Source organism: Trinickia sp., from assembly GCF_051961175.1.
GTDB lineage: Bacteria > Pseudomonadota > Gammaproteobacteria > Burkholderiales > Burkholderiaceae > Trinickia.
In genome coordinates this window covers 1-12,103 of record NZ_JBQCDN010000238.1, presented here as the reverse complement: position 1 = coordinate 12,103, position 12,103 = coordinate 1, and the positions used below count along the sequence as shown (strand labels likewise).

14 protein-coding genes are annotated in these 12,103 nt (G+C 63.9%); 2 read left to right on the top strand and 12 right to left on the bottom strand.

Features of this window, described 5'->3' with window-relative positions; genetic code table 11:
* Positions 1–416 (top strand): 5-deoxy-glucuronate isomerase (gene iolB / locus ACTHL0_RS14605; protein WP_440567514.1); only part of this gene is annotated, 416 nt, incomplete at its 5' end.
* Positions 417–428: 12 nt separating this feature from the next.
* Here the strand turns inward: iolB and ACTHL0_RS14600 are convergent.
* The 9 genes from ACTHL0_RS14600 to ACTHL0_RS14560 form a co-directional block, all read right to left on the bottom strand.
* Positions 429–1,391, bottom strand: coding sequence for a Csu type fimbrial protein (locus tag ACTHL0_RS14600; RefSeq protein ID WP_440567513.1), 963 nt, complete (start codon positions 1,389–1,391; stop codon positions 429–431).
* Positions 1,388–3,640 carry a fimbria/pilus outer membrane usher protein gene (locus ACTHL0_RS14595; protein WP_440567511.1) on the bottom strand — a complete coding sequence of 751 codons (2,253 nt, stop codon included), beginning with the start codon at positions 3,638–3,640 and terminating at the stop codon, positions 1,388–1,390. Before ACTHL0_RS14595 ends, ACTHL0_RS14600 begins: the two co-directional genes overlap by 4 nt.
* Positions 3,641–3,780: 140 nt before the next feature.
* Positions 3,781–4,548 (bottom strand): fimbrial biogenesis chaperone, encoded by a 768-nt coding sequence (locus tag ACTHL0_RS14590; protein WP_440567509.1) that lies wholly within the window; start codon positions 4,546–4,548, stop codon positions 3,781–3,783.
* A 24-nt stretch (positions 4,549–4,572) separates the two neighbouring features.
* Positions 4,573–5,100, bottom strand: a complete 528-nt coding sequence (locus tag ACTHL0_RS14585; protein WP_440567508.1) for a Csu type fimbrial protein — start codon at positions 5,098–5,100, stop codon at positions 4,573–4,575.
* 251 nt (positions 5,101–5,351) lie between these two features.
* On the bottom strand, positions 5,352–6,065 hold the full coding sequence (locus tag ACTHL0_RS14580) for an ABC transporter ATP-binding protein (RefSeq protein WP_440567506.1): 714 nt from the start codon (positions 6,063–6,065) through the stop codon (positions 5,352–5,354).
* On the bottom strand, positions 6,062–6,865 hold the full coding sequence (locus ACTHL0_RS14575; RefSeq protein ID WP_440567504.1) for an ABC transporter ATP-binding protein: 804 nt from the start codon (positions 6,863–6,865) through the stop codon (positions 6,062–6,064). Before ACTHL0_RS14575 ends, ACTHL0_RS14580 begins: the two co-directional genes overlap by 4 nt.
* A complete protein-coding gene (locus ACTHL0_RS14570) occupies positions 6,862–8,112 on the bottom strand; it encodes a branched-chain amino acid ABC transporter permease (RefSeq protein WP_440567503.1) in 1,251 nt (416 codons plus the stop codon). The genes ACTHL0_RS14575 and ACTHL0_RS14570 overlap by 4 nt, the downstream gene beginning before the upstream one ends.
* Before the next feature lie 58 nt (positions 8,113–8,170).
* Positions 8,171–9,109, bottom strand: coding sequence for a branched-chain amino acid ABC transporter permease (locus ACTHL0_RS14565; RefSeq protein WP_440567501.1), 939 nt, complete (start codon positions 9,107–9,109; stop codon positions 8,171–8,173).
* Between the two features lie 72 nt (positions 9,110–9,181).
* A complete protein-coding gene (locus ACTHL0_RS14560) occupies positions 9,182–9,712 on the bottom strand; it encodes an NUDIX domain-containing protein (RefSeq protein ID WP_440567500.1) in 531 nt (176 codons plus the stop codon).
* A 151-nt stretch (positions 9,713–9,863) separates the two neighbouring features.
* Here ACTHL0_RS14560 and ACTHL0_RS14555 point away from each other — a divergent pair, with 151 nt between their 5' ends.
* Positions 9,864–10,814: a LysR family transcriptional regulator gene (locus ACTHL0_RS14555; protein ID WP_440567498.1), complete on the top strand. Its 951-nt coding sequence runs from the start codon at positions 9,864–9,866 to the stop codon at positions 10,812–10,814.
* A gap of 85 nt (positions 10,815–10,899) precedes the next feature.
* On the opposite strand, the gene ACTHL0_RS14550 is transcribed toward ACTHL0_RS14555, so the two are convergent.
* The 3 genes from ACTHL0_RS14550 to ACTHL0_RS14540 form a co-directional block, all read right to left on the bottom strand.
* Positions 10,900–11,265: a response regulator gene (locus ACTHL0_RS14550; RefSeq protein ID WP_440567496.1), complete on the bottom strand. Its 366-nt coding sequence runs from the start codon at positions 11,263–11,265 to the stop codon at positions 10,900–10,902.
* Positions 11,266–11,307: 42 nt separating this feature from the next.
* Entirely contained in the window at positions 11,308–11,853 is a 546-nt protein-coding gene (locus ACTHL0_RS14545) for a hypothetical protein (RefSeq protein WP_440567494.1), read from the bottom strand.
* The coding region (locus ACTHL0_RS14540; protein ID WP_440567493.1) for a methyl-accepting chemotaxis protein at positions 11,850–12,103 on the bottom strand (254 nt) is incomplete at its 5' end. The genes ACTHL0_RS14545 and ACTHL0_RS14540, both read right to left, overlap by 4 nt.

Here is a 12,103-nt window from a genome sequence, read left to right as displayed (position 1 = left end):
GCAAAGGCGCGAACACGCGCTATGTATGCGACATTCTTCCGCAAACCGAGCCGGCCGAATCGCTGCTAGTCGTGGAGGTACGCACGCCGAGCGGTCATTCGTCCAGCTACCCGCCGGACAAGCACGACGCCAACAACATCCCGCTCGAAAGCGCGCTCGAAGAAACGTACTACCATCGGCTCAACCCCTCGCAGGGCTTCGCATTTCAGCGGGTCTACACCGATTCGCGCGATATCGACGAATCGCTAGCCGTCGAAGATCATGACGTGGTAATGGTGCCGCGCGGCTATCATCCCGTCGTCGTCCCGTATGGCTACGACTCGTATTACTTGAACGTCATGGCAGGCCCGCAGCGCGTCTGGCATTTCAAGAACGATCCCGCGCACGATTGGATCGCGAAACGCGACGCGGGCTAACGGCGGCGATCGTCAAAATGCAATCGTCGCGGTGATGGTATCGCTATAGGTACCGGGCAGCGGTGTTGCCTGAGCCGGAACGTAGCCATATAGGGTGAGCACGTCCGTGTTTCCGCTGCCGGTTCCGGTTTGCATCGACGTGCCCGCGGTACCGTCGCCCCACACTGTCGAATGCGCCATGCTCGTGTAGAGCCCGTAGCCGACGGTTCCCCCGCCGCCCGAACGCTGCATTTTCCTGGCGGTGATTTGACCGCTCGTCCCGGCGTCCAGTGCCACGCGCCAAGCGTCGCCGTTCGTACATCGCACGGCTATCGCGCCCGTCGCGTTCAATGCCGTTGTCGTCCCGCTCGCCGTGCCGAAATTGACGTTCGTCGCGCTGATCGTGCAATCGTTGACGACCGTCGCCGATACGCCGAACGAAAAGTGTGCCGTCGAGGGCAACGCCGAACAGCCCGGCGCGCTGAGCCTATAAAAGCCGTAGCTCAGCGTCGCTACGTTACCGCCGAACGATTCGCTATAAGCGGTACTGCTATCGCCAACGGTCGAAACCGTGGGTTGATTCGCCGCGATCCGCCCATAGACGGTCACGGATTGCGAGGCGCTGGCGCCTGTCGGTGGTTTTGTCAGTGTCAGGGAAATAGGAGACGTTCCCGTGGACACCGCGCCCCACGCGAGGGCGTGCCCAGGGTCCTGATAGAGATCGTATTGCAATAGGTCATGGCCGTGTTTGAGCTGACGCGGGCGGGCCGCGGCCAAATTCAAACACGCCTGCGCATTCGGCGTGGTGGATACCGATGGCCACGTGCACGTGACGGTAATCGTACCGGCCGTATCGACTACGCCTTGGGCAATCGGGCTGAAGTTGCCGAAGCTGATCGCCGATGCCGAAGCGTTGCAGGTTTGGGCCGCAGCCGCGCGCGGCAAGCAGAGTACCCAGAAGCAAAAGAACAGGGAGAGGAAACCTTGCTTCGTCATTGCGCCGCCTTTGTACGTTCGCATGTCAGCGGACCGATCGTCGGCAACGAACCGTCGTGCAAGGGCTCGTACCCGAATCGTACCGTGCACCGCGAAGTGCCGCTTCCGACCGACAATTCATTCTCGCGCGTTAGCCCTTCGACGAACGTTACGCCGTCGTATCCCACCACGGTGTCGTGTGCGCTTGCCTCGGCATGCACCGGCGTACCAGGGGGGATCGCGTTGCCGTCCGAATCGGTCAGGATGATCGAAGCGGCTCGATAGCGCGTAATGCCGAAGTGAGCCATCACGCCTGAGCGCGACTGCGGCGTCAAATCGAGCTTCGTGGTGCCGATTCGCGCATCGGCAGGCAACTTCACGGGATCGATGCTGACCAGGTTGTGCTGATAGGCATTCAGATCCGGGACAAGCAAGTGTCCCGAACCATCGGTCAAGCCTAGCGGACGGTTGTCGCGCGACACCGGAATTCCGCCTATGCCGTCGGTGGAAACGAGCGCGAACCCATCGCCGATGTGGCGCGAGAGTGTGGCGCTTCGATCCATCAATACCAGCGCCCCCGTTGCATCGATCGAGGCGCTGGTGTCTTGGCCTCTGCGCTGCGCGATTACGGTGACTTCCCCGTCGTTGCCGAGATACTGCACTTGCGCCTGCTGGAAGGGCGTGCCGGCCGTGTCTCCCGCTTGCGCGCCCCAACCCCACCCGCCGCCGTAATCGGGCGTATGGATCGCGTCGAAGCTGCTATTCTCCCGGCCGTTTTCGCGCCCGACGCTTGCGCTCATCGACACATCGCGAACGGACGTCAGGCTGACGCTGAGGAACACACCGGACGCGTTGTGCTGACTGAAATCCTTGAAGGCGTTCAAGTTGAGCGAGATCATGCCGTTCAAGCTCATCGTGTAGGCGACCGATCCGATTTGCGAGCGCGGAGCATGCGGATATTTGGAGCCGATGTAGCTCAGAGAAATCGACTGTTTACGCGCAAACGGCAGGGAGAGCGTCAATTGATCGGTGCTGGACGGTACCGATGCGCCGTCGAGCGAAGCGAGATCGCCGAAATTCCCATAGGCCCTCACCGTCTGCGCGTTGATCGAAAATCGCGGCTCGATCAACTGATAGCCGGCACTAATCTGGCTACCGGCAAACTGCCCCGCACTGGCGGACACCGAGCCGTTGACGACACCCCACTGCCCCAAGCGCATGAGCGCGCCGCCGCCCACATCGATCAGGCCGTGGGTGGTGGCTTGCGCAAGCCCCTCCACCGTGAGCGTATCGGTCAAACCATAGCGCGCCGCACCACTCATCGCGGGGTGAGGATCGTATGAAAACGACGATAGACCGTACTGGCGACGCAAAAATCCTGCCTCGAACGAATAGCTCGAAATCCCCGCAGCCAGCATGCGCGGATCGACATAGAGCGACACCGATGTCGAGATCGTCCGTCCCAGTGCATCGCGCGTGATCAGCGTCGCCTGCCCAGCGCCTGTCGTTCCTGGCACCGTATGGGCGATAAACGGGCCGCTCGGCACATCGCCGCTGTATCGCTTGACGTCGTTGATATAGACATCGACACCGGAAGGCACAACCGCAGAGCCATACAACGCTGGGATCGGGAATGTCACCAAGTCCGGCCGCAATGCGAAATTGCTGCGCCATTGAATTCCGCCCATTCGAAGCGAGCGATTCCAAGCGAGCGATGACGTGACGATGTCGCCGATTTGCAGCGTACGTGTCGCCGCCGCATCGGAGTGCGTCCAAGAGGTCTCGTACCGCAGGTAACGCCGCTGCTTGCGCGAGAGGTAGGCCACGCCCGAAAGATCGAACACGCCCGACGGCGTAAACCAGTGTTCGTCGTTTGCCAGTGCGAGCTGTTCGTCGGGGGTGGTTTGCGCAAACGCGTCGTAATTGATGAACAGCCCGGAAGACGAACTCGCGGCCTGCGTATCCGAGAGCCCACGCGTATCGAACGTGTAGGGCCGCCGCATCGAGTCGGGCACCTGCAAATCGACCGCTTGCCGCGCGGCGTCATAGGTATAGCGCAGCCCCGTCATCGCATCGAGTGCGATGTCGGCGGCACCGCCTGCTTCGATGCGATCGCCCTTCAGCCCGATTTCGTTCAAGTCCTTCACCGCGGCATATAGATGCCCTTGCTGAAGATGGAACCGTACGATCTTGGAAGTGGATCGGCCGTTCACCGACACCTCGAGGAAAACGTCTTGAGGCGCATCGACGTTCAATGCTTCTACCCGCAACGATGCATCCGCATCCTGGCCTTCCGCTTTCGCTGCCCCTGATCCTAACAGGACCGCAATGACAAGCGCGGCGCGAAAGATCCCTCCAACACTTACCGGATGGCTGTCGTTTCGTCTCGCTGCGGTCTCGGTGCAGGGCTTCACCGAACGCGGAGCGCGGCAGCGTGAGTCGCCTTGTCGGATGCCTCCACACTGATCGGCGCTTCCACGGATAGTAAACCGACCCTTGTCCGAATTCTCGCGTTGCTCTGAATATCGGCGTCGGCGGGCAGCGAAATGCGCCACTGTCTGCTGCGGTTCGCGAGCACGTAACCGAGCAAGCCCTTGCTGATCTCGTACGCTTTGGACTGCCCGCTCACGAGTTCAGTAGCGGCGATCTGCGCGCGTCGGTTGCCGTTGTTGTCAACCCTCAAGATCCAGCCTTGGCCGCTACGCGCCAGGTGCCATGCAAGGCTCGCCTGCCCCACCGGGCCCGCCGGCTCGATGAAAACCGGCAGCGAATAGCGCAATCGAATCTTGACGCCGCTCATGGGCGCGGCATCGGGTTGAGGCAACTCATCCACGATCAACCGATAGTATTGTTCGGTTGCCGGCGATGACGACTTGACACGCACGAGGCGTATTAATTGATTCGCTCGCGGAGCGATTTCGACGATGGGCGGACTCGCGATCAGATCATTCGTCGGGTTCAGCTCATCGTCGCCGTTCACCTGATCCCAGCGCAGGATGCGCACTTGACCAAAGAGCGGCTGATCTCCGGGGTTTTGCAGCGTGACGTCCGACGCGCTTTCGCTCGCCTGAAACTCCACCGTGATCGGCGACACTTGGAGCGCCTGCGCTCGACCATCGAGCGGTAGGACGCTCGCGATGAAGCAAAGCGCAATCAGGTATCGACGCTGATTACCCATGCAGAGATCGGCTCTATCGGCGAATCAGAAAAAGAGGGTCGCGGTGACCGTCGTCTGATAGGTATCGGGTTGCGGTGTCGTTTGAGCCGACACCTCTCCATACACCGGGACGGTTTGCGCACTCCCGGTGCCCGTGCCGCCGACGGTGTCGGTACCTTGCGTGTTGCCCCAAATGCTGGCGTGCCCCGAATCTCGATACAGTTCGAACGCGACCGTGCTCGTATTGCCGGCTGTAATACCAGCCATCAACCGCGAGGTAGAGGTTGAACCGCTCACTGTGCCGAGATTGAGGCCGATGTTGTAGGGCGTCCCAGTCGCGCAAGTCACCGATAGTGTGCTTTGCTGATCGACTACCGACGTCAGCGCCGTGCTCGAACCGAAATTCAGCGGGTTCGCGGTAATAGTGCAGGCCGCTTGCACCGTCAGCGAAACCAGCATCGTCGCCGTCGCAGTGCCGTTACTGTAGGTTGCCGCATCGGCAGGGATGGACGGCAATAGCGCCGCGGTGGCGAGTGAAACGGCAAATGCGGAGAGGCGTAGGCGTCGATTCATGATGATCCCCTGAGAACGGAATAAGGACGGCAGTGCTCTCCAGAGGCATAAGGAGTTATGCAACCATGACGAGAACTGCTTGTGGCGTCGAGTTCATGCTATGCGAGCAAGACTCGCGGCACCAGATCGAATCGTTGTGCTTGTATTAACGGCAGGCAGATAGTGAGATCGAAGATATCGGCGACGATCCGATGAGCGCTAACGCCGTTCACTGCACAATGCGCTCGATCTGCTCGATGCGGTCGATGCCCTCAGCCTGCCCGACCGAGCGCGATCCATTCGTCTACGATCCCAGCATCGATCGCATGAGCCGCGCCGTCATACACGACGCGCCCACGTCCCATCACGGCGACGCGGTCCGCCATCGTGGCCGCCATCGTCAAGCGTTGTTCGATCAACAGCACCGCCGCCCCGCGTTCGCGCAGGTTCGTCAAGCAGTGACGAACCGCCTCCACGGCTTGCGGCGCCAGGCCCTCGGTGGGCTCGTCGACGATCAGCAAACGCGGTTCGCCCAGCAGTGCGCGCACGAGCACGAGCATTTGCTGCTCGCCGCCAGACAGGGCACCTGCCGCAGTCGCGCGGCGTTGCGCGAGCATCGGAAAGCGCGTGAACATGTCCTCCAGCGCCGCCTTCGCACCCCGGCCCCGGCCCGGCTTGATGCCGAGCGTCAAGTTCTCTTCCACCGAAAGCGTCGGGAACACCTCGCGCTGCTCGGCGACATAACCGATACCTCGCAGCGCGATCTCGAACGTGCGTCGTGCGATGCACTCTTCGCCGTCGAATCGGATCGACCCACTGCGCCGCACGAGACCCACGAGCGCCTTCGCGAGCGTCGACCGTCCTGAGCCGTTACGCCCGCAGAGCAAGACGATCTCGCCGGCATCGATGCGCAAATCGACACCGTGCAGCACTTGCGCCTCGCCGTACCAAGCGCAAACAGAACGGGCATCGAGCAACGCAGTCACGGCGCCTCCCGGCCGAGCGGCCCGCCTAGATAGGCTTCGCGCACGCGCGCGTCGGCGCGGATTTCAGCGGGCGTGCCCGTGGCGATAATGCGACCGTTCACGAGCACGGACACGCGATCGGCAAGCGCGAATACGGCGTCCATGTCGTGCTCGATCACAAGTATCGTCTTGCCGACGCTCGCGCCGCGCAGCCATGCGACGATGCGCGCCGCCTCGTCGCGATTCATGCCCGCGGTCGGCTCGTCAAGCAAGAGCGTGCGGGCGCCGCTCGCCCATGCGAGCCCCAAGTCGAGCCTACGCTGCGCACCGTACTCGAGCGCGCCTGCCAATGTCTGTGCGGCATGCGCGAGATCGAGATCGATCAGCACTTGCCACGCGCGCTCCTCGATTTCGCGCGAGCGCCGCCACCAACGTGCCCAATTCGACCACGGCGCAAGCGATGATCGTTGGCCTTTACGCGCCGTAACCTGGCCGCACCATACCGCGCATCGGATGTTCTCGAAGACGCTCTGGCGCGAAAACACACGCGTCGTTTGAAAACTGCGGCCAAGCCCCGCGCGTGCAAGGGCGGATGGGCTGCGCCCCGTGACGTCGACTCCGCCCAGCCACACGCTGCCTGCATCGGCGCGCAGCGTCCCGCCAATGATGTTGAACAGCGTCGACTTGCCTGCGCCATTGGGGCCGATCAGTGCATGACGTTCACCGCTCGCGACCGCCAGATCGACGCCGTCCAAGACGCGGCTGGCGCCGAAGCAATGCGCAATGCGCTCCAGTCGCAACGCATGAGCGGCTGCCATCATCGCAACCCCTCGTCGTTTGCGCCTCGGTGCGCGTCCTCGCTCACTTTCCCGTTCTCTTTCACCTTCGTCCGCAGTCCGCGGCGCATCGCACACCACGCCCCTGCACCGACGATAACGAGCACGGCAAGCGTCGACCAAGTCGAAGGCGCGCGTAGATTGAACGCGAACGTCCCGATCTGCCACACACCTCCCGCATCGGCGGCAAAGCGGCGCGCATAGAGGGACTCGACAACGATGACGAGGGCACCCAACGCTGCTGCGCCTGCGATCGCGCCGAATACATAGCCCAGCGCCAGCGTGCGGGCGCCGTAGCGATCGACGCGCGTGCAATGCCCCCGCCACCATGACGCGATGCCTCCGGGCAAGCACAACACCACGCCGACGAACAGTAAGCCCAGATACACCGGCCATGCACGCGTCACGCTGGCCAGTGCAACGTTAAGCCCGGTCAGCAGCAGCGCCCCGACGGCAGGCCCGAAAAATGTCGACGAACCGCCGATGACGGTCGCGATCAGCACCGCGCCCGAACGCGTCATCGAAACGCTTTCCGACGCCGCGAGTTCGACGTCGATCAAGGTGAACGTCCCGGCTATGCCTGCAAAAAACGCGGCCACAACGAACATCGTCAATCGAATGCGGCGGGGCTCGATACCGAGCCCCGCCACGCGCATGGCGTTGTCGCGCACGGCGTTGGCCGCCCGTGCCAGCGGCGTTCGGGTCAACGCGAACATCGCGATGATCGAGATCGCCGTCCACGCGGCGATGACCGCATAGGCCTGGCGTTCCGGCCCGAACGTGACGCCTCCCCATGCCGGACCGCCGCTACGATCGATCGCCAGCCCGGCCGCACCGCCGAATCCCTCCGGTAGCGTCCACGCAGCGGCCGCGACGAGTTCGCCTATGCCGAGCGTGATCATCGCAAACGCGGTACCGGCTCGCCGGGTGGCGATCAGACCGAACAGCACACCGAAGGCCGCGCCGCCGGCCCCGCCCACCAGCGGCAGCCATGGCAACGCGATGCCGCCGCGGTTGAACAGATGGGCGGCGGCGAACGCCCCGAGGCCTGCATAAGCGGCATGCCCGAACGAAAGCAGCCCGGTTTCACCGAGCAGCAGGTTGTACGAGAGCGCGAACACGATCATGGCGGCCGCCTGCGCGCAGTAGGCGAAGAGCCAGCTCTCGCGCGCGACACCTAGCGGCGCGGCGAGCAGCACGGCCATCGCGGCCCACGGCAGGGTACGGCTCACCGATCGCCAATATCGGCTACCCGGCTGACTCCGCTCGCGGGCTGGCCCGGTCATCCCGCTACGCATCGTCTTCGCGCCTTCCGAGCAGCCCATGCGGCCGGCAGGCCAACATGGCGACAAGCAATACATACGGCATGAGCGGCGCAACCTGCGACATCGCCAGCGCGGCCCATCGGGGTGGCAGCTGCACCCCGGCCCATCCGACGAGGGTGCCGAGGGAAGCGGTGCTGCCCACCGCCCAGGTCTGTACGCACCCAATCAGCAGCGAAGCCGCGAATGCGCCGCCGAGCGAACCCAATCCCCCGACGATCACGACGACGAACACGATCGAGCCGACGGCCTCGGCCATCCCCGGTTCGACGACGGCAAGCGGCGCGCCGATCACACCGGCGAGCGCGGCGAGTGCGGTGCCGGCCGCGAAGACGAGCGTGCCGATGCGCGCGACATCGTGGCCGAGCGCTTCGACGGCGCGCGCATGGGTAAGCGCCGCGCGCAGCACGAGGCCCGTACGCGACGTCTGCAGCAGCAGATACACCACCGCGAGCGTAGTCACGGAGACGGCCATCATGAACGCCCGATAACGCGAGAAGGTCGTGCCGCCGAATGCGATCAGCGGACCATCGAGCACAGACGGCAAGGCGATCGACACGCTGCCGAGGCCCCAGACGAGCTTCACGAGTTCGGCCAGCAGATAGGCGAGGCCGAACGTGAGCAGCAATTCGTGCAGTGGACCGTTGGCCCGCGCGCGGCGCAGCAGCGTTCGCTCGATGGCGGCCCCCGCGAGGCCCATGACGAGCGGCGCGGCCACGAGCGCCGCGCAGAACCCCTCATGCGCGGCGATGCTATAGCCGAGATAAGCGCCGAGCATATAGAAGCTCGCATGCGCGAAGTTGAGCACGCCGAGCATGCTGAAGATCAGCGTGAGCCCGGCCGACAGCATGAAGAGCAAAAGCCCGTAGCTGACGCCGTTCAGCGTGGCGACGACGAATGCCTGCACCTTACGTCCGCTCCGCGCCCGCGTCGCTCAGGCCGCCCGGGAGCGGCGCGAACGAGAGCAAGAGATGCCGCTTCACTGCCCCGCCTTCTCGACGAACTCGAACGGCAGGCCTTGGCGGCGCATCCATTCACCGAGCGCTTGCCCCGTGCCGGAGCGCCACGGACGCAGCTTGGCCGGCTCCACGAGCCGATATTCGAGCAGTTCGGGCGACAGCGCGACGGTGCCTTCCGCCTTCACGTGATAGGCGATGATGAGTTCGTTCTTGCGGATGAATTCATAGACGCCGATGAGCTGCGTCTCGCGCACGTGCAGCGACGTCTCTTCGAGCACTTCGCGCGCGACGCCCTGCTCCGGCGTTTCTCCTTGCTCGAGAAATCCCGTGATCAACGCGAACACGCCTTCGGCCCAGGCGGCGTTGCGCGCGAGCAGAATCTTGCCCTCGTATTCGACGATGGCCGCGACGACGGGCAGCGGATTGTTCCAATGAACGTAGCCGCAAGCGTCGTCGGGGCACACGCGGCGCAGACGACCGCCGTCGGCGGCCGAGTCGGCGCGCTCGACAAGCGAACTCGCGCAGTGCGGACAAAAATGATAGTCGCTCATAGAGGGTGAGAAGAATGCAAGCTGACGGCGCCCGGCGGCGCGAACCGCGCTCATTCTAGCGGCTTTGCATCGTTCGCTACGAATGGTCGGCCCGCTGCACCGATCATGAAAAATGAATAATATAGGCGCAATCCATCCTTTGGAGAGAATCATGGATCTGGCAGCGCTGACGATCTTTCGGGCCGTGGTGCGGGAAAACGGCGTCACGCGCGCCGCCGCGAAGCTCAATCGCGTCCAGTCGAACGTGACCATGCGCGTCAAGCAGCTCGAACAGCAGTTGGGCGCCGAGCTGTTCGTCCGCGAGGGGCGCCGGCTGGTGCTGACGCCGGCGGGCCGGACCTTGCTGCCGTATGCGGAGCGCCTGCTGGCGCTCGCCGACGAAGCGCGTCACGCGCTGCGCGAGGACCGGCCGCGCGGCCGGCTCGCGCTGGGCGCGATGGAAAGCACGGCGGCGACGCGCCTGCCGCGTGTGCTCGCCGCGTACCATCAGCGTTGGCCCGAAGTGGAACTCGAACTGGCTACCGGCACGACGGGCTGCCTGATCGAGCGCGTACGCGAATTCGAGATCGACGCGGCGCTTGTCGCCACGCCCCCGGACTCGTCGGTGCTGACCGACGAGTTCGAATCGGTCGCGGTTTTTGCTGAGGAATTGGTGATGGTGACGCCCCGCGGTCATCGGGCCATCGGTGCGGCGAATGATATTGCGCTGTCGACGCTGATTGCCTTCGAGCGCGGTTGCGCGTACCGCAGCTACGTCGAACGATGGTACGCCGAGCATGGCTTGCGCCCGGCGCGCACACTCGAACTCGGTTCGTACCACGCCATCATCGCCTGCGTCGCGGCGGGCGCCGGTGTCGCCGTGGCGCCGCGTTCGGTGCTCGATCTGCACCCCGCGAGCGCCCAGGACGTCGCCATCCACCCGCTCGGGCGGCTCGGTGCCGTCCCGACGCTGCTGATCTGGCGTCGCGGGCACGGCTCGGCCGCGCTCGATGCGCTGCGCGAGGCCCTGGCGACCGAAGGACGCAATGCAACGGCCCCGGACGCGTCTGTGCGCAATGTGACCGGCGCCGAACCGCGCGACGCGCCGGTGATCCCGGGCTGATCGACGATCAACGATCGGCAGTCGACGAAAGCAATCGCGTTCGGCAACTCACCCAATCAACCGAGCGCTGCTTCGTCGATTTCGATCAACCGGCCAGTTTTCTGAACGTTTCGAGCACGGCCTCGCCCTTGAACGGCTTCACGATCCAGCCTTTCACGCCGGCCGCCTTGCCGCGCTCCTTCATGGCGGGGCTGCTTTCCGTCGTCAGCATGATGACGTTGACCGCGCTGTTGGCGAGTTCGCCGCGAATCTTCTCCACCATCGTCAAGCCGTCCATGTTCGGCATGTTGACGTCGCTGATGACGAGGCGCACGCCCGGGCTCGTCTTCACTTTGGCCAGCCCGTCCTTGCCGTCGACAGCCGTATCGACGTCGAGGCCGTTCTTGCGCAGAAATCCGGCCACTTCATCGCGCACCGTGCTCGAATCGTCCACTACCAAAATCTTTGCCATCTCTTATTCCTCGCGTGGAGGTTGAACGTTGGAAGTCAGAAATTAGAAAAGCTCGAGCTCGCCGGCGCTCTCGTGCACGTCCGCTACGTGCGCCACGAAATCAAGGGGGGCACTGGCGCAGACGCACACCGTCGCCCGCAGCCGCGCGACGGTTTCGACGGTGATGTCGTAAGCCGCGATGTACTGAGGCTGGAGTTCGTCGAGATAGCCCATGCAATCGCTCGACAAAACGTACGGCGTCGACATGCCCAGATCGGGAAAATGCTCGACGAGCTGCTGATTGACCGCGCCGCAACAGAGATTGCCGATTTCCATCGCCGCTTCGCGCAGCGTCAGATCGGCACCCTGAGCCGCGTAATAGGCGCGCGTGGCCTCATCGTCGGCGAACTGCAGCAAGAGCACGATACGAAAACCGATCGACGCGATCGTCAGCACGAGCACTTCGGCGCTGAAATTTTGCCCGGCCTCATCGCGCTGCGCCGTTGTCCGCACGATTTCGCAAGCGTGTGCCGGATCGACCACCAGGCGCGTCCGTGCCGCCTGGAAGAAGATACGTTCGAGGCTGTCCTGGGCTGCGTGCGTAATCACGTCGGATTCCGTTCGAGCTTCGATTGCAACTGATGCGCAAGCGCTTCGACGCTGCCCAGCGCCGCCGTGATCATCTTGCCGCCGGCTTGAATATCCTGAAACGTCGCGGTGGTCACGAGGTCGTTCCGATCCAGGCAATCGCGATAGCTTTTCGAGAGCTCTTGCGAACGGGTGGCCAGCGCCCGTACTTCGCCGGCCACGATCGAGAATCCGCGGCCCGCGGCTCCGGCGCGCGCGGCTTCGATCGAGG

Excerpts from the sequence above, each read along its gene's own strand:
- ACTHL0_RS14560 (WP_440567500.1), bottom strand. The coding sequence starts at position 9,712 with ATGAGCGACTATCATTTTTGTCCGCACTGCGCGAGTTCGCTTGTCGAG.
- ACTHL0_RS14550 (WP_440567496.1), bottom strand. The coding sequence starts at position 11,265 with ATGGCAAAGATTTTGGTAGTGGACGATTCGAGCACGGTGCGCGATGAA.
- ACTHL0_RS14575 (WP_440567504.1), bottom strand. The coding sequence starts at position 6,865 with ATGATGGCAGCCGCTCATGCGTTGCGACTGGAGCGCATTGCGCATTGC.
- ACTHL0_RS14590 (WP_440567509.1), bottom strand. The coding sequence starts at position 4,548 with ATGGGTAATCAGCGTCGATACCTGATTGCGCTTTGCTTCATCGCGAGC.
- ACTHL0_RS14600 (WP_440567513.1), bottom strand. The coding sequence starts at position 1,391 with ATGACGAAGCAAGGTTTCCTCTCCCTGTTCTTTTGCTTCTGGGTACTC.
- ACTHL0_RS14555 (WP_440567498.1), top strand. The coding sequence starts at position 9,864 with ATGGATCTGGCAGCGCTGACGATCTTTCGGGCCGTGGTGCGGGAAAAC.
- ACTHL0_RS14585 (WP_440567508.1), bottom strand. The coding sequence starts at position 5,100 with ATGAATCGACGCCTACGCCTCTCCGCATTTGCCGTTTCACTCGCCACC.